This is a genomic window from Bacillus sp. FSL W8-1143, from assembly GCF_037965155.1.
GTDB classification, from domain to species: Bacteria; Bacillota; Bacilli; order Bacillales; family Bacillaceae; genus Bacillus; species Bacillus pumilus.
In genome coordinates, this window is record NZ_CP150182.1 from 3,135,799 (window position 1) to 3,156,818 (window position 21,020).

A 21,020-nucleotide genomic window follows, 5' to 3' on the forward strand; every position below is an offset into this window, starting at 1 on the left:
TTATAAAAACGGTTCATGTATTAGTCTCCTTGAGGATCTAACCGATAAGCAATCAATTCAAAATCAGGTGTATACGTAAAAGTACCGTGAAGAAGTCCTTTTCCCTTTAGCATGAAATCAAGAATATGGGAATCCCCTGGTGCCATCGGTAAATGCGGCACATCCTTTACTTCATGCCACTTTAAAATGCCTTCCTCTGACTCTGTCACGTTTTTTCCAGTAAATGAATCTGCCATAAAGGTGAACATCATCCACTCTTGAACGATTTGATCGCCTTCTTTTATGATAAAGGTAAAAACACCTTTTAACTGTGGATTTAAAATATAAATTCCTGTTTCTTCTCTATACTCTCGCACGACTGAATCCTTGACCGATTCTCCGCTTTCCATTTTTCCGCCCGGCGCTACCCACCAGCCTCGTCTTGGCTTTTGCAGCAAGAGAACTTGATCTTCGTGATGCAGCACACAATTGGTTACTCGTTGCATCAGCTGTCACCTACTCTTTTATGTCTTTAACTTATTATACAGGTTCATCCTGACGTCCACAATGAACATGCCCCTTCTTCACCGAAAACAGACCGAATTTCGTCTGAAAGGAGTGGCGGGCAATTTCTCTACTCTTTATTTTACAGCAACCAATGGTTCTCCATGCGTCATTTGTGAACATCTCATGAATTTCTGATTTTAAGCAAAAAAAAGGACACGGATTCTCATCCGTGCCAAACATGTATTCCTTATAAAAGGGGGTCAATTACTAGTTTTATCATAACGGAAAATTGTTTCACCCGTGTTACATTCCAGTTAAAAGCCCATGACGCTATATTAAGGATTTACGACAGCCTTTTATTTCGTTGCTTTAAGTTTTTCAGCAAGCTCTTCTACATAATGCTGTGCGCTTTGTGCGGCAATACTTCCGTCACCTGTTGCTGTCACAATTTGACGGAGTGTTTTTTCACGAATATCACCAGCGGCGAAAATGCCTTCCACTCTCGTTTCCATTCTTTCGTTTGTTTCGATGTAGCCTTCTTTATTTGTAATGCCGAGATTTTCAAATGGTTTAGACAGTGGCAGCATTCCGATATAGATAAAGGCGCCATCTGTTTTAAAGTCTTCTTCTTCACCAGTCACCGTATCAATCAAAGTCACACTGCCGACTTTACCGTTTTCTTCATTAATTTGTTTAACGGTTTTGTTCCACATGAAGTCGATTTTTTCATTATCAAAAGCACGTGCTTGTAAAATGCTTTGGGCACGAAGCTTGTCGCGTCTATGAACGATCGTTACTTTTGACGCAAAGCGTGTGAGGTACACACCCTCTTCTACCGCAGAGTCTCCTCCACCAATGACGACGAGCTCTTTGTTTTTAAAGAAAGCACCGTCACATACTGCACAGTAAGAGACGCCTCGACCACCAAGTTCTTTTTCACCTGGTGCACCGATTTTTTTGTATTCCGCACCTGCTGCAATAATGACAGAGCGTCCTTTGTATTCTTTTGAACCGGCTTTGACGATTTTGTACTCTTCACCGTCTACGATTTCTTTGATATCGCCATATGCATACTCAGCACCGAATTTCTTCGCATGGTCAAACATTTTATTTGAAAGTTCTGGCCCTAAAATGCTTTCAAAGCCAGGATAGTTCTCGACATCTTCCGTATTAGCCATTTGACCGCCTGGAATCCCTCTTTCAATCATCAATGTTGAAAGATTTCCACGAGATGTATAAACAGCGGCTGTCATTCCGGCAGGTCCCGCTCCAATGATGATCGTATCGTAGATTTTTTCTTCTGACACAACTGTCACTCCCTCTTCAATTGCTGCTAGCATTTCTTATTAGAATGCCCTTGGGTGATGCTTCCATTCATGACAGAAAGCATCCATTCCACTCTTATTTTTATTCCTTACCCATATCCTATTAAATCTGCGGATAATAAGCGAATCATTTGCTCATATGTTCAAAAAAAGAAAAAGCTTCCTTAAACTGCTGTTTAAGGAAGCCTGTTTACGGTTATATAGTAAGTAATGATTTATTCAACGACTCTTCTTACAACGCCATTGAATGCTTTTTTCCAGTAAACATTGCTCATAGAGTCAACTGAAACACCGCGAGAGCTGTTATCGTTCAAGAATGTACCGTTTCCTAAGTAAATACCAACGTGTCCATTTACTTTATACGTATCAAAGAACACAAGGTCTCCGCGTTTCATGTCAGATGCACTTACAGCTCTTCCTTTACCTACAAGCGTATCTGTTGTTGTACCGCCAACTGGTCCAAGGTTGATGCCTGCTGATGCAAATGCCCAGCGAACGAATGAAGAACAGTCAAAACGACGTGCGTCAATATCAGCTTGTGATCTGCCACCAGCCCATTTATATGGAGATTGTCCAACAATGGAAGAACCTGTGCTGATTGCACCTTCGATTCCGCCTACGTTACTGCTGACAGGTGATCCACCGCCAGTAGATGGCTTCTTACTTGGTGAACTGCTGTTGTTATTATTGTTGTTTGAAGATCCACTGTTACTGTTATTTGAAGACGAGCTGCTGTCGTTCGTTGAGCTGTTGTCTTCTGCTTGAACACTAGCTTGACGCTGCTGTTGTCTTTGTACTTTTTCTTCTTTTGCTTTTTGAGCTGCTTCTCTTGCTTCCTTTTCAGCTTGTTTTTGAGCAGTGATTGTTGCGTCTTTTTCAGATGCAATGCTGTTAGCCTCACTGTTTAACTCGCTAATTTGAGAAGAAGCACTTCCTTTTTGCTTTTTCACTTGCTTGAATAGCTTGTCTTTTTCATCAAGCTGTTTATTCAAGTCTGTTTGAAGTGTTTCAAGCTTTGTAAGTGTCTTTTGAACATCTTCAAGCTTTGTGTTTAATTCGTTTTCAGACTTTTGGAGCTCAGCTTTGTCTTTTTCTTGCTCTTTAATGATTTCGCTGTCTGCGTTGATGAGTGTAGATACTGCACCTGCACGGCTGATGAAATCGCTAAAGCTTTTCGCTCCTAGTAATACATCTATGTATTTCGTAGAACCGCCGCTTTCTTGAAGCGCACGTACACGCTTTTTCAAGAATTTGTTTCGATCTTCAATACGTTTTTCAGTATCAGCAATGTCTTTTTTCAGTGCATTGATTTCTTTTTTCGTTTGTTCATTTTCTTTTTGTTTTTCTTCGATTTGATCACTTGTTTTTAAAGCTTTCTCGTCAATTTCTTTTAGCTTTAGTGCAAGTGCCTCTTGTTTTGCTTCAAGCTTTGAAAGCTCATCTTTTTTCTTTTGAAGGTTTTTGTTGACCTCAGATTGCTTGCTGTCCAGCTCTTGTTTCTTTTGTTCAAAGTTCTGTGCGTTTGCTTCATGAGTAAATGGGATAAATAAACTGCTCGCTCCGATGACCGAAGCTAAACCGAAAGTAATAAACTTTTTCACGAATAGTTCCTCCTTTGACAATTTCCAAGCGACATGAGAAAGCAGCAAATTCTCTGCGACCAATCTGTGCTATCTATGTCTTTCTTCCTGATTGATCAGTCAGATGTTGACCAGATTGTTTCTATCACTAGGTGTTTCATTATGTATAGTAAAATATCTAAATATATGTCTTTGTTTTAATCCACGATTTTCATTATACATGAGACATCGACAAAATGAGCTAATATTTTTATTACATTTATGTTTCAAAAACATGTCGTGATTGTCATACTTCGCCAAATCCTTGCAAATCCCACCTTTTTATCCAAGAAAAAAGCATGACCTTTTCGGCCATGCTGCAATCTTCTAAATCTATTTACCTATTTAATCAATTAATGTACAAATGACTTGTTCATATTTAGACAGTGTTTGAACACTGATTTGAAAAGAGGCTGCGATCTCTTTTTTGCTCATAGATTCTTCTTGCTCCTGTATCCATAAATAATAAGATGCTGCTGCCCATGCAGGCGCATTTTTCTTATCTACGCCAGAAGCACGTGCCTGCTGAATAATATGGAATAACCAAAAATAAGGCATATGGCTGTCAGGCTGAACAGCTTCTTCCAAGCTGGATGCCGCCTGTTTTGCGAAAACCGCATCTTCTGAAAAAGACCGTTCTTCCATTTCATCTTCGTATAAGAGCAGTTCAATGAATTGCTGTTCAAAAGCTGTTTTCGCTGCGCGTGCATCAAGGACAGATTGAAGAACGTCACGTTCCCCTTTTTGTTTGCTTACATAGTACGCCGTCAGCCGCTCCTCAATGGAGACCATTGGCTCAGTCTCCTCAGGTTTATCCTGCCACGGCTTGATTTCATCTGCATCGATATCTTCTTCGACCATCTTATCCCAAACCGTCTGTGCAAGCGTTTTGTGACCTGTATAATAAGCTGCGCTTGCGAGCCAGTATAAAAATGTACTATCTCCTTGAAAGCCTGTTTTGTACAAAGAATAAAGCCATTTAAAGGCCCATTCAAATTCTCCAACTAGGGCAAATGTTGCGCCAAGCTTATAACGCTGTTCACTTAATATTGGATACACGTGCGTTAATTGCTTTGCTAACGTATTGACCTTCTCTTCTTCTTTTTCATAATGATAGAAGACTAGCTGGTTGCAAAGGGCATGCAGATTACCCGGATTTTCATGTAGAACCCGGTTCAGCATCTCTTTTGCCTGATGGATTTGACCAGAATAAAAATAGGCCAATGCGAGATTATTATACGCTGACCAAAATTCTGGATACTCAACAATCATCTGTTCCAGCATCTCAATGGCTTCATCAAGCCTGCCGCTTTCCAGTAAGTGATTTGCTTGATCCTGCTTCACAATCAGGTCATCCTGATCGTAAGGAAAATCTTCGTCCTCTTCGTCACTCATATCGAGCAGGTCGAGAAGGTCATCATTTTCATCTGCAAATTCCCCGTTCTCTTCTAGTGAAGCATAGGCAGTCGCTGACTTATATGCCTCTTGAAAGAGTCCTAGATTCGCATAATTATTGGCTTTAAAATAGTGACACTCAGACATATTTTCATCAATATGTTCAAGGATGAAATCAAGCAGTTCATTTGATTGTTGGAAATGACCCATTTCAGTATAAATAATAGCAAGCTGTGACAGCATTTCTACATTTTCAGGCTCAAGTACGATAGCCCGCTGTATGAGCTTACTCGCTTTAGATAGATTTCTTTCTCTATAAGCTTTTAGACCTTTATGAAAAAAGTAATGCCCATCTTGGAATAGCTGGACGACTTGTGTGTGATTATTTTGAGAAGTGTATTTACTCACTGATACCCTCCATTTCGAACAGTGTACCGTGTGTAGTATAACATACTTCAAGAGTCGTCACATAGAACAAAAGAAAAGGAAGGATTTGTTTTTCACTTGGGAAATAAAAAGCCAGAGGTGCCCCCGGCTTTTCACTCACTTTGATGACGTTTTTTTAATACTTTTAATACATCATCAAGCGGCAATTGCTGTTCACGTAATAACACAAGCAGGTGATACAGAAGATCAGCTGTTTCCCATTTCAATTCTTCTTGATCCCGGTTTTTTGCCGCAATGATGACCTCTGACGCTTCTTCCCCTACCTTTTTCAGGATTTTATCGACCCCTTTTTCAAATAGATAGGTTGTATAAGCGCCTTCTGGCATTTCTGCCTGACGTTTCGCAATCACCTGTTCAAGTTCATTTAAAATAGCAAAACGATCCTGCTCTTCCGTTTGACGCTTCACGCCTTCTTCCGAAAAGCAGCTATAGCTGCCAGTGTGGCACGCTGGTCCACTTGGTGTGACAAGAATAAGCAGAGCATCCTTGTCACAGTCATATCGAATGGATGTGACTCGCTGAGTATGTCCAGATGTGGCGCCTTTGTGCCAAAGCTCGTTTCTTGACCGGCTGTAAAACCATGTTTCTCCTGTTTCTAGTGTTTTTTCATAGGATTCTTGATTCATATACGCCAATGTCAATACTTCCTTACTTTGAGCATCCTGTACAATCGCAGGTATCAGGCCTGCCTCATTAAAGGATAATTCGTTTGCCTGTTTCATCTGACCTTCACCCCGTGTTCTCTCAAGTATGTCTTTACCTCTTGAATTGAAGTCTCTTTATAATGAAAAATGGAAGCTGCTAAAGCTGCATCCGCTTCTCCTTTTGTAAATGCCTCCAGCATATGCTGAGCATTGCCAGCGCCTCCTGAAGCAATGACAGGTACGGTGACAGCTTCTGACACAAGCTTTGTTAATTGATGATCAAAGCCCTTTTTCTCACCGTCGGCATCCATACTTGTCAGCAAAATCTCTCCTGCCCCCCTCAGCACGGCTTCTTTTGCCCAATCGCTAACCTCTATATCCGTTTGACGACGCCCTCCGTGTGTATAAACCATGTACGCTTTTTTCTCTTCATCGTACTTTGCATCTATTGCGACGACGATGCACTGGGAACCAAAAAAATCGGCGCCTTCTGAAATGAGTTCTGGTCTTAAAACTGCCGCTGTATTCACAGATACTTTGTCTGCACCCGCTCTTAATATGCGCTTCATGTCATCAAGGTGATTAATTCCGCCGCCTACCGTAAAAGGGATGGCAAGAGTGGACGCCACTTGCTTGACCACATCCACCATCGTTTTCCGGCCTTCATGAGAGGCAGAAATATCAAGAAAGACGAGTTCATCCGCCCCTTCCTCATCATATATCTGCGCTAATTCTACCGGATCACCAGCATCCTTTAAACCGAGAAATTGCACCCCTTTGACCACACGACCTTCCTTCACATCGAGACATGGGATGATTCGTTTTGTCATCATACGCGGTCAAGCCCTTCAATTGCTTCAGCTAAAGTAAACCGCTCCGTATAAAGTGCCTTTCCAATGATTGCACCAGAAACGCCTGACTGTTTTTGTGATGACAGCTTTTGGAGATCGGCTACCGAACTGATACCGCCTGAAGCAATGACTTGTTTGCCAGTAGCTTCTGCTAAGCGAACTGTACTTTCTACATTGGGACCAGCCAGCATGCCGTCCATTTGAATATCTGTGAAAATAAAGACCTCCGCGCCTTCCTTTGCCAATTCTTTGCCGAGATCCTCCGCCTTCACTTTCGACGTTTCAAGCCACCCCTCAGTCGATACAAAGCCATTTCGCGCATCGATGCCAATCGCTATTTTCTCCCCATATTGCGCAAGCATTTTTTTCACAAAGGCAGGGTTAGAAACAGCCGAGCTGCCAAGGATGACTCTAGCTACACCATTGTTTATATAAAAGGCAACGTCTTCTTCTGTTCGAATGCCGCCACCAATTTGTACATTTACTTCTAAGGATGAAGCAATCGCCAGCACATGCTCATGATTGACGCGATTCCCCGCTTTCGCACCATCTAGGTCAACGAGATGAATCCACTTTGCTCCTTCATTTGCAAATCGCGTCGCCATATCGAGCGGCGAATCTCCATAAATGGTTTCTTGATCATAATCTCCTTGCACGAGCCGTACACATTTGCCATTTCTCATATCAATCGCTGGATACAATGTAAATTCACTCATTTGTTCACCCTCTGTTCGTTTGCTAATTGAATAAATTGTTTGAGCAGCGCCATGCCCGTTGTACTGCTTTTTTCAGGGTGAAACTGTGCGCCTAGCACATTTCCCTTGCCAACAACTGCTGGTACTTGAACGCCATAGTCTGCGCTTGCTAATTGTTCTTCTGGATTCATATCCCTCACATAGTAAGAGTGAACAAAGTACGCAAATCCTTCCGGTACCCCGTCAAACAATGGGGAGGGCTGATGAAATGTGAGCTCATTCCACCCCATATGAGGCACCTTAAGCCTTTGCCCATTCTGGTCACGATCCTTTAAAAGAACGACACGACCTTTTAGCAGCCCCAAACCTTTCGTACACCCTGCCTCTTCACTTTCTTCAAATAATAGCTGCATCCCAAGACAAATGCCAAATAGCAGCTTTCCTTCCTCCACTACTTGGTGGATAAACGCCTCAAGCCCTGTCTGTTTTAACAGCTGCATCGCATCACGAAACGAACCGACCCCAGGCAAAATATAAGCATCTGCCTTTTTGAGCTCCTCCACATCAGAGGAGACGATATAACGGGCACCTGCTCGTTCCAGTGCTTTTGATACGCTGAACAAATTTCCCATTCCGTAATCAATGACTCCGATCATTAGAGCATCCCCTTTGTTGAAGGAATCCCTTTCACACGTGGATCAATGGTTGTTGCTTCATCTAAAGCACGTGCCATCGCTTTAAAAATAGCTTCAATTATATGGTGTGTATTGGTTCCATAGTGAACAATTACATGAAGATTTATACGAGCTTCTAACGCAAACTTCCAAAGAAACTCATGTACGAGCTCTGTATCAAAGGTACCGACCTTTTGACTTGGAAAGGCCGCTCTCATTTCTAAATGAGGACGATTGCTTAAATCGACCACGACCTGAGCAAGCGTTTCATCCATTGGAACAAAACTGGAGCCATATCGCTTGATTCCCTTTTTATCACCTAACGCTTCCTTAAACATTTGCCCAAGCACGATGCCGATATCTTCTGTTGTGTGGTGATCATCAACATCTGTATCTCCTTTCGCATCGACGGTCAAATTAAAGTGTCCATGCTTCGTAAATAGATCGAGCATGTGTGTCATAAAAGGGACATCTGTTTGAATATCCGCTGTTCCTTCCCCATCAATCTCTAACGATAACGAAATATTCGTTTCATTTGTTTGTCTCGCTGTTTCCGCCTGTCTCATGACGATTCCCCCCGCTTTCTCGATTCAATCGACCTTGCATGTGCTTCGAGCCCCTCTAACCTAGCAAAAGCCGCAATGCTATCCCTGTGTGTCTCAAAGGCTTCTTGACTATATGAAATAATGCTTGTTTTCTTTTGAAAATCCGTCACACCAAGCGGGCTAGAAAATCTGGCTGTTCCGTTGGTTGGCAGCACGTGATTCGGTCCTGCAAAATAATCTCCCACCGGCTCAGGGCTATAACGCCCTAAAAAAATCGCCCCTGCATGCTTGATTTGACCAAGAAATGATTCTGGATATGCTGTCAGCACCTCTAAATGCTCTGGCGCTAACTGATTGACGACGTCTACTGCACGATCCATGGAATCTGTCACGTATATACGGCCATGATGTTGTATGGATTGTGCAGCGATTGATTTTCTTGGCAAGGTGTCCAGCTGCGCTTGCACCTCAGCTCGCACATTTTCAGCAAGTGTCTTAGACGGGGTCACCAAAATACTAGATGCTAGCGCATCATGCTCTGCCTGAGAAAGTAGATCGGCCGCCACCTCATATGCTATGGCCGTGTCATCTGCTAGAACCGCAATTTCACTAGGACCGGCAATCATATCAATGTCTACCTGACCAAATACTTCCCGCTTTGCCAGTGCGACATAGATGTTGCCTGGACCTGTGATTTTATCAACAGGCTGGATGCTTTCTGTTCCATAGGCAAGTGCCGCAATCGCCTGTGCACCGCCCATTTTATACATCTCTGTAATGCCGAGCTCCTTCGCAGCAACGAGTACAGCGTCAGAGAGGTAGCCGCTTTTCCCTGGGGGTGTCACAAGGACAATTCGCTGAACACCAGCGACAAGCGCGGGAATCACATTCATCAAAACAGATGATGGATAAGCAGCTGTTCCGCCGGGGACATACACACCGACTGCATCAAGTGGTGTCACCTTTTGTCCGAGCATCGAGCCATCCTGCTGGTGATAAAACCAAGAGGATGTCAGCTGACGCTCATGGTATGTGCGAATATGACGGATAGCCGTTTGGATCACATGAATCATGGCTGGGTCCAAACGTTCGGAGGCTTTTGTCATTTCCTCATCTGTGACAAGCGGATCTTCAAGCAGCACCCCATCAAATTGCTTTGTAAAAGACTGTACCGCTTGATCACCATTTAGCCTCACTTCTTGTATAATCCGCTGAACAGCCAGGCGCTGCTCTTCCGTGCCTGTATCTAAAGTCCGTTTGAGCGAGAGTGTCTCTGTCTCACCTTCTTGTATATAGGTGATGTTCATGATGTTTCCTCCCCTTCAATGATTCTTGCAAGGCGCTGCGCCATTTCATCGATCACCGCATCCTTCATCCGATAGCTCACAGGATTGACAATAAACCGTGACGTAATATCACAAATATGCTCCGTTTCAACAAGTCCGTTTTCCTTGAGTGTTTGACCTGTAGAGACAATGTCTACAATACGATCGGCGAGTCCGATGAGCGGTGCTAATTCAATGGAACCATTCAGCTTAATGATCTCCACCTGCTCCCCTTGCTCTCTAAAATAGGAAGATGCAACATTTGGGTACTTTGTTGCCACACGCGGTGCGACACCGCCCCAGCTAGCTCCCGGCAATCCGGCAACCGCTAAATGGCATTTACTGATGTTTAAATCAAGCACCTCGTACACATCACGAGCTTCTTCGAGCATGACATCCTTTCCTGCAATGCCAACATCTGCTACACCGTGCTCTACATAAGTCGTCACATCCATTGGCTTCGCTAAAATAAAGCGGAGGTTTTCTTCCGGTACATCGATGATTAACTTTCTTGAATCCTCGAATTCCTCTGGCAGTTGATATCCTGCCTGCCTTAACAGCCCTGCGGCTTCTTCAAATATTCGGCCCTTTGGCATCGCCATCGTCAACACTTTACCCATTTTGTTCTCCCTTTCTAGCGCCGATAAAATAAGTCACCTGCTCAAATGCCTTGGTCATCGCGTCAATATTTTCAATCCCTGCTAAGTCTTGCAAGACGATCTTTTTCCCTTTTGACCGCTCCTTTTCTGCAAAAGCAAAAGCTTCCAGTCTTTGTTCTTTACTAAAAATCACTGCCTCCTGCGGTTCATTGATTTCTTTTGCATCAAGTGCTTCAAGCAGACGATCTAATCGAAGTCCGAATCCTGTAGCTGGCGCAGGTGCATCGAAATGAGCAAGCAATTGGTCATATCTGCCGCCACTTCCGATGACTGACCCAACATGATCTGCAAATACTTCAAACAAAATACCCGTGTAGTAGCTCATATGACTCACCATGCTTAAATCTAGACGGATATATTCTGTACAGCCGTAATCTTCAAGTGTCTCCCAAAGCGACTTTAACTGCGTAAGCACCTCTTTTCCTTCTTGTGAAACGACGATTTCCTCTGCCCGCTCTGTGACTTCCTGGCCGCCTCTTAACTCTAAAAGCTGTAACAGCCTCGTTTTATCGATGGAGGAGAGTGGCAATTGCTTCACATGCTGACGGTACCCTACATAATTCTTTTCATATAAAAATCGGCGAAGAACGTTGGCACGCTCTGTATTTCCCAGTACATCTACAAATAACGTCTCTGCTAAAGCGACATGCCCAATCGCGATTTTGAAGGATTTGAGCCCAGCATTTTTTAATGCGAATACGACAAGCGCGATCACTTCAGCATCTGCACTAATCGAACCGTCTCCAATTAACTCAATTCCGACCTGCTCAAATTCTGATGGCCTTCCGCCTTCTCTTTCCTGTGCCCGGAACACATTGGCCGCATACCCAACGCGAAGCGGATACGCCTGTTCATGAAGCTTTGATGCTGCCACTCTCGCAATAGGTCCCGTCATATCAGGTCTGAGTACAAGGGTTTGCCCGTTCTGATCTAAAAGCTTAAAGAGCTGTGTATCTGTAATCGCCGATTGAACACCGACTGTATCGTAAAATTCAAGCGTTGGTGTCTCCATCAACCGGTAACCCCAACCATTCATGACCTCTGTTAAGGAATGTCTCACTTTTTTCTTCGTCTCATACAATCCTGGTAATGAATCCCGCATACCATATGGTTTCTCAAACATAAACATGTTCTTCTGCACCTCCAACACATTAAAACAAAAAATTCCGAATCCTTTAGTTCGCTAATATGATAATATGCTAACAAAATAAAGTGATTAAATCAATCATTTTTATTTTCTCTCTATTTTCATGAAAAATTAGTGGAATTATTACATTCAAGTGACACCTGTCCCTTTTCTATATGTTCGATGAAAGAACGTGCTATAATACATAAAAATATTGAATAAAACAGGAGATTACAGTGAAGTTCATCCAGACATTAATCTTAACTTTGTTGTGCGCATGCCTTGTTTATTTCGGCTTTATATACGTGACACAAATCGACCAAGTCAAAAAGACAGCTTCACCACACGAAGCAGCCAAAGAAAAAGAAAACGATACAGCACTCGCAGCTGAAGAAACACGATCAACGAAAAAAACAGACACCACCTACTCTTCCTTAAAAGGAAGCAAAAAAGCCATGGACGTCATCCTTTACAATCAAATGGATGCCCCAAAGCTTTATAATGGATGCGAAGTTACAAGCTTAGCGATGCTTCTTCATTACAGCGGCTACGAGCAAGTGACGAAAGACGCATTGGCAAATGAAATTAAACGTGTTCCACTCAATTATGAAAATGGCTTAAAAGGAGACCCCCATGACGGATTTGTAGGCGATATGGAGAATGGACCAGGTCTTGGTGTATACCATGAACCTATTTATCAGCTTGCGAAAAAATATGCGGGCGCTCAAGTCGTCGACTTAAGCGGAAAACCTGTCAAAAAGGCCATCTATCAATCACTTGAAAAAGGGTATCCTGTTTGGGTGATTACCACATCCACCTTTGACAAAATAGATAACATCGAAACATGGAATACACCAAATGGCAAAATAGATGTAAGCTTTAATATGCATAGCGTGGTCATCACAGGCTATGACAAGGAGCATGTCTACTTAAATAACCCATATGGAGAAAAGAATCAAAAAGTCGATCGCGATCAGTTTGAAGATTCTTGGGAACAGATGGGCAGGCAGGCGATTATCATTAAAGCATAGAACAATTTCTCTTTGAAAACATGAAAACCCATCCTCTATCCGAATAGAGGATGGGTTTTTCATGATGATAGTATTTCCTTCAGACTGTTCTCAAGCTTTTCAGCTGTCATTACTCCTCCGCCTACACTGAAGCATTCAACCTTTTTTAATAAAAATGAGAGATAATTCTTGATCGTTAAACTCCCCACTCATCGTTTTTAGCGGCAACGAATCGCTTATTCTGCTTCAGATACAACGGTAAAACGTTCTCCAACATGGGCAGCCTGCTCAATTTCATCGACAAGCGCAATGGCGTAGTCGGCATAGCTCACATAGCTGTCACCTTTAGAATTGACAATCAGTTGGTCTTTCCCTTTCACATAAGAACCTGTGCGTTTGCCAGCTGGATCAAAGAATGCAGCAGGGCTGAGGAAAGTCCATTTTAATCCTTCGGTTTGTTGAAGGTCTTTTAAGTTTTCACCTTGCTGTGAAGCAGTAGGCACATACTCCTTTGGAAATTCCGGTGTATCAACAAGTCTTGTTGTTTTGGCTTCATCAACAAAAAGACTGCCCGCTCCGCCCACAACGATTAAACGGGTACCGGGTACCTCTTTCAAAATATCAATCAGCTTTTTCCCTGCCTCTACGTGAAGGTGCTCTTGTCCAGCAGGTGCGCCAAATGCATTGACGAAGACATCAAGGCCTTTGATGTCTTCTGCTTGTAAATGAAACACATCCTTCTCAATAACAGCTACGGATGAATCTGTCACTTTTTTCGCATCTCGAACGATGGCTGTTACCTCATGTCCTCTTGATTGAGCCTCTTTTACAATTTCCTGTCCTGCTTTACCTGTAGCGCCAATAATGCCGATTTTCATATGAATTCCTCCTGTAAAATGATTTTATTTAATAAACAAAGGTGTAACCGATTTAGTTACAACAGAGGTAAAAAAAATTGAATAGATCATCCAATTTTTTTGATTAACACCTGCGTTAGTTCACTTAATTTGATCTCAGCAAGCACTTGCTCCATCGCACTTTGAGCGCGGCACAAGATTAACTCAAGCACAGCCTGGATATTTGCACCGATCGGACAGTCAGGATTTGGGCTTTCATGGATTTGAAACAATTCTCCCTCATCCACCACCTCAACCGCTTTATACACATCAAGCAGCGTGATATCGTCTTCACTGCGGTTCAGCTGAGAACCGCCTTTGCCAAGACTCGTTGAGATTAGGCCTGCTTTTTTTAATTTACTCATAATACGGCGGATGACCACTGGGTTTGTATTTACACTTCCCGCGATATCCTCCGATGTCTGTAATGATCCTTTTTCAAGTGATAGCAAGGCCAGAATATGGACAGCGACAGTAAATCTGCTGCTGATTTTCATGTTTTCTCACCTCTGTTGTAATCATTATAGTTACACCATAACATATTGTCAACAAAAAAGTCTGCCGAGCTACTCAGCAGACGTAGATTGACGTGCATTCATTTCTTCTTTCGTATAAATCATGCGCATTGGATTTCCTCCAACAAATGAGCCTGCTGGAACATCCTTATGAACAAGTGTACCAGCCGACACGATCGCCCCATCCCCAATGGTCACACCAGGTAAAATGGAGGAATTGGCTCCAATTAAGACTTCATCCCCAATATAGACTTCCCCAAGTCTGTATTCTTTAATCAAATACTCATGGGTCAAAATGGTTGTGTTATAGCCAATCACCGAATTTCGACCGACCGTGATTTTCTCAGGAAACATGAGATCCACCATGACCATTAAGGCAAACGCTGTATCTTCGCCAACCTTCATACGAAGAAAGGTTCGGTATATCCAATTTTTCATTCCCATAAAAGGCGTGTACCGTGCGATTTGAATGAAAATAAAGTTTTTCACCACTTTGAAAAAGGGGACCGTCCGATAGACTTGTCGTAACGAATTGACCCCTTTTACAGGATATCGATCTGTTTTTCTCAACTCAATCAGCTCCAACAATCGCCAGAAGATCACTCATTTTCTTTAGCATAAAATCAGGGCGATGCTTTAAAAGGGCCTCTTCTCCCTTAATTGACCAAGCAACACCTGCTGTTTTTGTCCCTGCCGCTTGACCAGACAAAATATCGTGATAATTATCGCCGACCATCACCGCTTCATGTGGATCACTGCCAAGCTTGGATAATGCCAGCTGGACTGGCTCCGGATGCGGCTTCTCATTTTGGACATCATCGAGCGTCACAATCACCTCAAAGAATGGCTCTAAACCGGTCAGCTTCAATCCCATTAACACTGTGTCACGTATCTTTGTTGTGACAATTCCAAGCTTAAATCCTCGATCCTGCAAAACCTTCAATGTATCTATAACAGTCTCATATTCAGTCACGAGCAGATCATGCTGTTCATGATTAAACGTACGGTACATCTGAATCATGTCATCCGTTAGATTAGGGTCCATCGCAGAGAATGTATCAAATAATGACGGACCAATGAAATGGAGGATCTCTTCACGGCTGTACTGATCAGGGTAATAATGATCAAGCGTATGTTGAAATGAAGCAATAATTAATTCATTCGTATTGATTAATGTGCCATCTAAATCAAATAGCACGGTGTTAACAGTTGATTCGTTCATATGGCTTCCTTTCTAACAACTGCGAGCTCGCGCTTTCGCCAAATATAGCTAATGGCAGCTGTTAATAAAATAGCAGATATCAGACGGATGACAAGAAGCGGCCACACAGGAATCCCAAGTGGAATAAATATCAGCGTGTCTTCGACTACTGCATGGCAGGCAACAAGGAAAATGAAAGCAAGGGTTAAATCCTTTTTACTCACGCCGTCCTCTTCCACTGCCTTCATCATCACGCCAGCTCCGTATGCTAGACCAATGGTTAACCCAGCGACCATCGTCATCGACGTATTTTCTTTCATTCCAAGCATTCTCGTAAATGGAGACAGCCACTTAGACAGCGTATGGAGCCATCCTAAATCTCTCATGAATTGAATGATGATCATGAGAGGGATGACGATACAGGCGAGCTGGAGCACACCGAGTACGGCTTTTTGTAAAGCGACAAGGACGATCATGTACCAGCTGGAAGGCACATCAGCCGTTTGGGCTGCTGTCAGCAGTCCATATTGTGCCGGCTCCTGGCCTCCCTGCCAAACGAGATGAATGACAATAGCCGAAACAACAGCAAGACTGATTCTGACCAGCAAAATGACAGACACTCTCAGTCCAACCTTTGCTGCCACAGTCGATTCGATGATCAGGTTGTGACAAAAGGACAGCATCACGGCCAAAATAAACACTTCCTTCACAGGAAGATCTAGAGTCAAAATGGCCGCTATGCCCGCATACAAGTTCAGCACATTTCCTAACACAAGCGGAATGGCTGCTTCTCCTGAAAGACCAAACAATCCCATAAATGGCCGTATGAATTGAATGATCCAATCCATAACAGGCGTATGCTGCAAGATACTGACGAGAATGGTAACCGGAAAGATGACTTTTCCAAGTGTCCAAGTTGTCGATAGCCCTGCTTTTAAGCCGTTTTTCCATGTCTCCTGCATCTTTCTGATCCCCCCTGCTTTAATTCGATGAGTTGTTCTCTTTATACGGGATCGATGCGTGACCTTTTATTCTTCTAAAGATCAGCAGCAGAATAGCCACTACAAAAATGGCAATCGAAATCATTTGAGCGATTCGAAGATGTTCTGTCAGCATCAAACTGTCCGTTCTCATACCTTCTATGAAGAAACGACCGATTGAATACCAAATTAAATAAGACAAGAAGATTTCGCCTCTGCGCATCGCTGTTCTACGTAATAAAATCAAGATCACAACACCGGCAAGATTCCATAATGATTCGTATAAGAAAGTTGGGTGATAATACGTCCCATCAATATACATTTGATTAATGATAAACTCAGGCAAATGCAAATTCTCTAAAAAGGCTCTTGAAACAGCCTCACCATGCGCTTCCTGATTAATAAAGTTCCCCCAGCGTCCAATGGCCTGCGCTAGTAAAATACTAGGTGCTGCTACATCGGCTATTTTCCAGAAGGACACCTTTTTCACTTTTGTGAAGACGATCGCTGTCAGCACAGCACCTATCAGCCCGCCATGAATGGCAATTCCGCCATGCCAAATCTTAATGATTTCATTTGGGTGCTGCTGATAGTAATCCCATTCGAAGGATACATAATAAATTCGTGCACAAATAATCGCTATTGGAATGGCAAATAAGATTAAATCAATAAACGTATCTTTATTGATTCCTCTTTTCTCACATTCTCTCAGTGCGAGCCAGAGTCCTAGTAAGGCTCCGACCCCAATGATCACACCATACCAATGAACCGAAAGAGGTCCGAGCTGAAAAGCAATCGGATCAATTGGCTGAATCGCTTCGTTCATATAGACAACTCCTATTCATCTTGGCCATTGTCTTCAATGACATCGGCTAGTTTACTTGTAAATTGTTCCGCCGCATTATGTCCCATGCGTTTTAACCTGAAGTTCATCGCAGCCACCTCAATGATAACCGCTAAGTTTCGACCAGGGCGGACAGGAATGGTCAGCTTCGGTACATCTGTATCGATGATTCGCATCTTCTCTTCTTCAAGTCCTAAACGATCGTACTGTTTGCCTTGTTCCCAAAGCTCAAGGTTCATGACAATCGTAATTCTCTTATAGCTTCTGACAGCCCCAGCTCCAAATAAGGTCATCACATTAATGATGCCTAACCCGCGGATTTCTAAAAGATGTTCAATCAGCTCTGGTGCGCTTCCGACTAGCGTATCCTGATCCTCTTGACGGATTTCCACGCAATCATCTGCGACCAGCCTGTGTCCTCTCTTCACTAATTCTAAGGCTGTTTCACTTTTTCCTACTCCGCTTTTTCCAATTAACAATACTCCTACACCATATACATCTACGAGCACACCATGAATTGCGGTCGTTGGTGCAAGCTTACTTTCTAAAAAGTTGGTCAAACGACTCGAAAGTCTTGTCGTTTTTAGGCTTGAACGTAACACAGGTACACCATTTTCATTTGAAGCTTCAATTAATTCCTTCGGCACTTCACGATCTCGTGACAAAATAATTGCAGGGGTAATATCAGTACAAAGAGACATCATTCTCTGCTTTCGTTCGCGTTCTGGGAGCTGTTCAAAAAAAGAAAGCTCTGTTTTCCCTAAAAGTTGAACTCTTTCTTTTGGGTAATATGTAAAATAACCAGCCATTTCAATACCTGGTCTGGAAAGATCACTGATTGTAATGGGACGATTAATCCCTTCTTCCCCACTTACCAGTTCAAGATGAAATTGTTCCATTATGTCCTTCGTACGAACTTTCGGCACGCTTCTTCCTCCTTTTATCACAGGCGATTCAGAAATACAGCTCTATTTTATCACTTTCAATGATGATCCCAAAACAGTATTTTATCCTGATCCTGTTTCAGTTCATTTACTGGTATAGACAACTATACTTAAAAAGGGTAAACTAAATTCAAAGACAACGAATAAGGGGGCACAACCATGAGCAGCTCTTTATTGCTCTCCAATATTCATATTGTGACAAAGACTGAAATGATTGCAAACGGTTTTGTCGGTTTACGCGACGGCAAGATTGACTATATTTCAACAACACCACCGACAGGAAATTATGAAAAAGTATATATTTCCCGGGAAAACTTTTATCTACTTCCCGGAATGATTGATATTCACATCCATGGCGGATATGGAGCAGATATGATGGATGCGACATCAGAAGCCATGAATACACTCGCTGACAACTTACCGTCAGAAGGAACGACAAGTTTTTTAGCCACAACCATCACTCAAAACCATCATGAGATAGAGCAAGCACTTAAAAATGTCGCCAAGTGGAAACAATACAATGAAGAACAAGCAGGCGTTCAGGCACAATGTTTAGGTATCCATCTTGAAGGTCCTTTTATTTCTAAAGATAAAGCAGGGGCACAGCCTGTTCAATGGATACAGCAGCCCGATCGCCCTCTTTTTGAAAAATGGTTGGATGCTTCTGAACGGCTTATTCGAATTGTCACGTTCGCACCTGAGGAAGACCCTGATTTTGCTTTTCTTTCCTTGTTGCAAGAAAAAAACATTATTCCTTCTATTGGACATACGAATGCCCATCATGACATGATTGAATTAGCAGCAAAGCATGGTGCACGCCATGTCACGCATCTTTATAATGCACTGAGTTCGTTTCAGCATCGTGAACCAAACGCTGTAGGAGCGGCTCTTACAAACGAGGATCTCCATACTGAGCTGATTACGGATGGGATACACTCCCACCCACTTTCCATCAAGCTTGCGTATTTGGCAAAAGGAAGTGATCGTTTAATGATGATCACAGACTCGATGCGCGCAAAAGGACTTGGAAATGGCACGTATGAATTTGGGGGTCAAACAGTCACAGTGAGCGGCGAACAAGCTTTACTGGCAGATGGTACACTTGCAGGATCGATTCTGCGAATGAAAGATGGCGTCAAACGGATGAAACAGATCACACATTGCGAATGGACAGAGATCGCAAAGATGACCTCAACTAATGCAGCCATTCAGCTAGGACTTGATCAGCAGCTTGGTTCGATTGAAGTTGGAAAACAAGCAGACCTTGTGATCTGGGATGAGTCTGGTGAACTAATGATGACGATCTGCCATGGACAAATCGTCTTTGAGAAAAAGGAGGCCAACCACTAATGAACATCATTGAATTTGAAGATAAAGAACAATTAGGAAAAGAAGCAGCAGCCCTGATCGCGCGCACAATCGCTTCTAAACCAGATGCCGTACTCGGCCTGGCAACGGGCGGTACACCTCTTGATACGTATCAAGAGTTAATTCACCTTCATCAATCACAACAATTGTCTTTCAAACAAACAAAAACAGTCAATTTAGATGAATATGCAGGCCTTGATCCAGATCATGAAAATAGTTATATGACCTATATGAAACGTCATTTATTTGATCATATTGATCTTCCACAGGATCAGTATTTCCTTCCAAATGGCGCTACACCTGATTTAGAAAAGGAATGCTTAAGATATGATCAGCTCATTCAAGACATAGGCGGCATCGACCTTCAGCTTCTTGGAATCGGTCAAAATGGACATATTGGTTTTAACGAGCCCGGTACCCCGTTTAACTCAAAGACTCATGTCGTGCAACTAGATGAAAATACCCGGCAGGCCAATGCAAGATACTTTTCTTCTATTGATGAAGTGCCTACACATGCCATCACCATGGGCATTGCGAGCATTCTTTCTAGTAAAAAGATTCTCCTTCTTGCATCAGGAAAATCAAAAGCGAAAGTGATACAATATTTAGAACAGACTGAGATACATCCAGACTTCCCAGCATCTGCTCTGAAACTTCATGAAGATGTGACGATTTTGATTGATCGAGAAGCTGGGTCACTACGCTAAAGCTAAACACGAGAGGATTTTCACATGTTTATTGATAAGCAGTCACCTATTCCGATGTACCATCAGATTATGGAGAACTTGAAAAAACAGATTGAGGATGGAACATTAGCACCTGATACACTCATTCCTTCTGAAAGAGAATATGCCGAACGCTTTGGTATAAGTCGAATGACTGTCAGACAAGCCTTATCGAACCTTGTGAATGAAGGATATTTGTATCGACAAAAAGGAAAAGGCACCTTTGTGAGCCGAAAAAAATTTGAACAGCCGCTTCAAGGTTTAACAAGCTTTACAGAGGATATGCGTCAGCGTGGTCTTAAAGCTTCAAGCCAGCTGATTGATTTCACAAAAACCGTCTGTCCAGATCACTTGCTGCCTGTCTTACAACTGTCAAATGGCGATGCTATATTTGAACTCAAACGGATACGCCTCGCAAATGATGAACCGATGGCGATTGAAACGAGCTATATCCCTGAAGCATTTGCAGGAGATTTAACAAGGGAACATTTAACTGGCTCTATATATGAATATATAGAGACTCAAACAGGCCTTACAATTGCTCATGCAAAACAAGAGCTTGAAGCGAATGTGGCTTCAAATGAAGAAGCACACGTGCTGTCTATTTCAACAGGCGATCCCGTGCTCTCAATCGCAAGAACGACTTATTTTCAGAATGATATTCCGTTTGAATATGTTCTTTCCGTTTATAGAGGAGATCGTTACAAGCTCATTCATACAATGGAAAGATAAACAGTGCCCTTATA

At 42.7% G+C, this 21,020-nt stretch carries 23 protein-coding genes; 4 read left to right on the forward strand and 19 right to left on the reverse strand.

Annotated features, from left to right (window positions below; translation table 11 throughout):
- Positions 1-20: 20 nt before the first annotated feature.
- The 12 genes from NSQ36_RS16140 to NSQ36_RS16195 form a co-directional block, all read right to left on the reverse strand.
- Complete coding sequence (locus tag NSQ36_RS16140; protein WP_003213484.1) at positions 21-485, reverse strand: 8-oxo-dGTP diphosphatase; 465 nt, start codon at positions 483-485, stop codon at positions 21-23.
- 357 nt (positions 486-842) lie between these two features.
- A complete protein-coding gene (trxB, locus tag NSQ36_RS16145) occupies positions 843-1,793 on the reverse strand; it encodes a thioredoxin-disulfide reductase (protein ID WP_034620189.1) in 951 nt (316 codons plus the stop codon).
- A 233-nt stretch (positions 1,794-2,026) separates the two neighbouring features.
- Positions 2,027-3,412 (reverse strand): C40 family peptidase, encoded by a 1,386-nt coding sequence (locus tag NSQ36_RS16150; protein ID WP_137054366.1) that lies wholly within the window; start codon positions 3,410-3,412, stop codon positions 2,027-2,029.
- A gap of 363 nt (positions 3,413-3,775) precedes the next feature.
- On the reverse strand, positions 3,776-5,233 hold the full coding sequence (locus tag NSQ36_RS16155; protein ID WP_268459222.1) for a tetratricopeptide repeat protein: 1,458 nt from the start codon (positions 5,231-5,233) through the stop codon (positions 3,776-3,778).
- A gap of 131 nt (positions 5,234-5,364) precedes the next feature.
- Positions 5,365-5,994 carry a bifunctional phosphoribosyl-AMP cyclohydrolase/phosphoribosyl-ATP diphosphatase HisIE gene (gene hisIE / locus NSQ36_RS16160; RefSeq protein WP_251190783.1) on the reverse strand — a complete coding sequence of 210 codons (630 nt, stop codon included), beginning with the start codon at positions 5,992-5,994 and terminating at the stop codon, positions 5,365-5,367.
- Positions 5,991-6,749, reverse strand: coding sequence for an imidazole glycerol phosphate synthase subunit HisF (hisF, locus tag NSQ36_RS16165; RefSeq protein ID WP_050944267.1), 759 nt, complete (start codon positions 6,747-6,749; stop codon positions 5,991-5,993). The genes hisIE and hisF overlap by 4 nt, the downstream gene beginning before the upstream one ends.
- Entirely contained in the window at positions 6,746-7,483 is a 738-nt protein-coding gene (hisA, locus tag NSQ36_RS16170; RefSeq protein WP_339206111.1) for a 1-(5-phosphoribosyl)-5-[(5-phosphoribosylamino)methylideneamino]imidazole-4-carboxamide isomerase, read from the reverse strand. Before hisA ends, hisF begins: the two co-directional genes overlap by 4 nt.
- Positions 7,480-8,118 (reverse strand): imidazole glycerol phosphate synthase subunit HisH, encoded by a 639-nt coding sequence (gene hisH / locus NSQ36_RS16175; RefSeq protein ID WP_137054362.1) that lies wholly within the window; start codon positions 8,116-8,118, stop codon positions 7,480-7,482. The genes hisA and hisH overlap by 4 nt, the downstream gene beginning before the upstream one ends.
- Positions 8,118-8,702, reverse strand: a complete 585-nt coding sequence (gene hisB, locus NSQ36_RS16180; RefSeq protein ID WP_309215988.1) for an imidazoleglycerol-phosphate dehydratase HisB — start codon at positions 8,700-8,702, stop codon at positions 8,118-8,120. Before hisB ends, hisH begins: the two co-directional genes overlap by 1 nt.
- Positions 8,699-9,988 (reverse strand): histidinol dehydrogenase, encoded by a 1,290-nt coding sequence (gene hisD, locus NSQ36_RS16185; RefSeq protein WP_339206113.1) that lies wholly within the window; start codon positions 9,986-9,988, stop codon positions 8,699-8,701. Before hisD ends, hisB begins: the two co-directional genes overlap by 4 nt.
- Entirely contained in the window at positions 9,985-10,626 is a 642-nt protein-coding gene (gene hisG / locus NSQ36_RS16190; RefSeq protein ID WP_003213329.1) for an ATP phosphoribosyltransferase, read from the reverse strand. The genes hisD and hisG overlap by 4 nt, the downstream gene beginning before the upstream one ends.
- Positions 10,619-11,794, reverse strand: coding sequence for an ATP phosphoribosyltransferase regulatory subunit (locus tag NSQ36_RS16195; protein WP_106029371.1), 1,176 nt, complete (start codon positions 11,792-11,794; stop codon positions 10,619-10,621). The genes hisG and NSQ36_RS16195 overlap by 8 nt, the downstream gene beginning before the upstream one ends.
- Positions 11,795-12,027: 233 nt before the next feature.
- On the opposite strand from NSQ36_RS16195, the gene NSQ36_RS16200 reads away from it, so the two are divergent.
- The gene (locus tag NSQ36_RS16200) at positions 12,028-12,822 is read left to right on the forward strand and encodes a C39 family peptidase (protein WP_050944278.1); all 795 of its coding nucleotides are present in this window, start codon (positions 12,028-12,030) and stop codon (positions 12,820-12,822) included.
- Positions 12,823-13,037: 215 nt separating this feature from the next.
- Here the strand turns inward: NSQ36_RS16200 and NSQ36_RS16205 are convergent, their stop codons facing one another.
- From NSQ36_RS16205 to hprK, 7 genes are all read right to left on the reverse strand, one after another.
- A complete protein-coding gene (locus tag NSQ36_RS16205) occupies positions 13,038-13,679 on the reverse strand; it encodes an NAD(P)-dependent oxidoreductase (RefSeq protein WP_339206116.1) in 642 nt (213 codons plus the stop codon).
- Positions 13,680-13,765: 86 nt separating this feature from the next.
- On the reverse strand, positions 13,766-14,194 hold the full coding sequence (locus NSQ36_RS16210; RefSeq protein ID WP_003213266.1) for an Rrf2 family transcriptional regulator: 429 nt from the start codon (positions 14,192-14,194) through the stop codon (positions 13,766-13,768).
- 69 nt (positions 14,195-14,263) lie between these two features.
- Complete coding sequence (locus NSQ36_RS16215; RefSeq protein ID WP_310425612.1) at positions 14,264-14,782, reverse strand: acyltransferase; 519 nt, start codon at positions 14,780-14,782, stop codon at positions 14,264-14,266.
- Between the two features lies 1 nt (position 14,783).
- Complete coding sequence (gene ppaX / locus NSQ36_RS16220; RefSeq protein ID WP_212045572.1) at positions 14,784-15,434, reverse strand: pyrophosphatase PpaX; 651 nt, start codon at positions 15,432-15,434, stop codon at positions 14,784-14,786.
- Positions 15,431-16,375, reverse strand: coding sequence for a nucleoside recognition domain-containing protein (locus tag NSQ36_RS16225; RefSeq protein WP_003213258.1), 945 nt, complete (start codon positions 16,373-16,375; stop codon positions 15,431-15,433). Before NSQ36_RS16225 ends, ppaX begins: the two co-directional genes overlap by 4 nt.
- Before the next feature lie 19 nt (positions 16,376-16,394).
- The gene (lgt, locus tag NSQ36_RS16230) at positions 16,395-17,219 is read right to left on the reverse strand and encodes a prolipoprotein diacylglyceryl transferase (protein ID WP_335365201.1); all 825 of its coding nucleotides are present in this window, start codon (positions 17,217-17,219) and stop codon (positions 16,395-16,397) included.
- Between the two features lie 11 nt (positions 17,220-17,230).
- On the reverse strand, positions 17,231-18,163 hold the full coding sequence (gene hprK / locus NSQ36_RS16235) for an HPr(Ser) kinase/phosphatase (protein WP_003212943.1): 933 nt from the start codon (positions 18,161-18,163) through the stop codon (positions 17,231-17,233).
- A gap of 177 nt (positions 18,164-18,340) precedes the next feature.
- On the opposite strand from hprK, the gene nagA reads away from it, so the two are divergent.
- The 3 genes from nagA to NSQ36_RS16250 are packed head-to-tail and all read left to right on the forward strand — an operon-like array spanning position 18,341 to position 21,006.
- The gene (gene nagA / locus NSQ36_RS16240) at positions 18,341-19,531 is read left to right on the forward strand and encodes an N-acetylglucosamine-6-phosphate deacetylase (protein ID WP_310425607.1); all 1,191 of its coding nucleotides are present in this window, start codon (positions 18,341-18,343) and stop codon (positions 19,529-19,531) included.
- Positions 19,531-20,256, forward strand: coding sequence for a glucosamine-6-phosphate deaminase (gene nagB, locus NSQ36_RS16245; protein WP_321999531.1), 726 nt, complete (start codon positions 19,531-19,533; stop codon positions 20,254-20,256). The genes nagA and nagB overlap by 1 nt, the downstream gene beginning before the upstream one ends.
- A gap of 24 nt (positions 20,257-20,280) precedes the next feature.
- Positions 20,281-21,006: a GntR family transcriptional regulator gene (locus tag NSQ36_RS16250; protein ID WP_050944292.1), complete on the forward strand. Its 726-nt coding sequence runs from the start codon at positions 20,281-20,283 to the stop codon at positions 21,004-21,006.
- Positions 21,007-21,020: the final 14 nt, after the last annotated feature.

Bases quoted from the DNA above. Each gene is read 5' to 3' on its own strand.
- NSQ36_RS16140 (WP_003213484.1), bottom strand. From the start codon at position 485: ATGCAACGAGTAACCAATTGTGTGCTGCATCACGAAGATCAAGTTCTC.
- hisIE (WP_251190783.1), bottom strand. From the start codon at position 5,994: ATGAAACAGGCAAACGAATTATCCTTTAATGAGGCAGGCCTGATACCT.
- hisF (WP_050944267.1), bottom strand. From the start codon at position 6,749: ATGATGACAAAACGAATCATCCCATGTCTCGATGTGAAGGAAGGTCGT.
- hisA (WP_339206111.1), bottom strand. From the start codon at position 7,483: ATGAGTGAATTTACATTGTATCCAGCGATTGATATGAGAAATGGCAAA.
- hisH (WP_137054362.1), bottom strand. From the start codon at position 8,118: ATGATCGGAGTCATTGATTACGGAATGGGAAATTTGTTCAGCGTATCA.
- hisB (WP_309215988.1), bottom strand. From the start codon at position 8,702: ATGAGACAGGCGGAAACAGCGAGACAAACAAATGAAACGAATATTTCG.
- hisD (WP_339206113.1), bottom strand. From the start codon at position 9,988: ATGAACATCACCTATATACAAGAAGGTGAGACAGAGACACTCTCGCTC.
- hisG (WP_003213329.1), bottom strand. From the start codon at position 10,626: ATGGGTAAAGTGTTGACGATGGCGATGCCAAAGGGCCGAATATTTGAA.
- NSQ36_RS16195 (WP_106029371.1), bottom strand. From the start codon at position 11,794: ATGTTTATGTTTGAGAAACCATATGGTATGCGGGATTCATTACCAGGA.
- NSQ36_RS16205 (WP_339206116.1), bottom strand. From the start codon at position 13,679: ATGAAAATCGGCATTATTGGCGCTACAGGTAAAGCAGGACAGGAAATT.
- NSQ36_RS16210 (WP_003213266.1), bottom strand. From the start codon at position 14,194: ATGAAAATCAGCAGCAGATTTACTGTCGCTGTCCATATTCTGGCCTTG.
- ppaX (WP_212045572.1), bottom strand. From the start codon at position 15,434: ATGAACGAATCAACTGTTAACACCGTGCTATTTGATTTAGATGGCACA.
- NSQ36_RS16225 (WP_003213258.1), bottom strand. From the start codon at position 16,375: ATGCAGGAGACATGGAAAAACGGCTTAAAAGCAGGGCTATCGACAACT.
- lgt (WP_335365201.1), bottom strand. From the start codon at position 17,219: ATGAACGAAGCGATTCAGCCAATTGATCCGATTGCTTTTCAGCTCGGA.
- nagA (WP_310425607.1), top strand. From the start codon at position 18,341: ATGAGCAGCTCTTTATTGCTCTCCAATATTCATATTGTGACAAAGACT.
- nagB (WP_321999531.1), top strand. From the start codon at position 19,531: ATGAACATCATTGAATTTGAAGATAAAGAACAATTAGGAAAAGAAGCA.
- NSQ36_RS16250 (WP_050944292.1), top strand. From the start codon at position 20,281: ATGTTTATTGATAAGCAGTCACCTATTCCGATGTACCATCAGATTATG.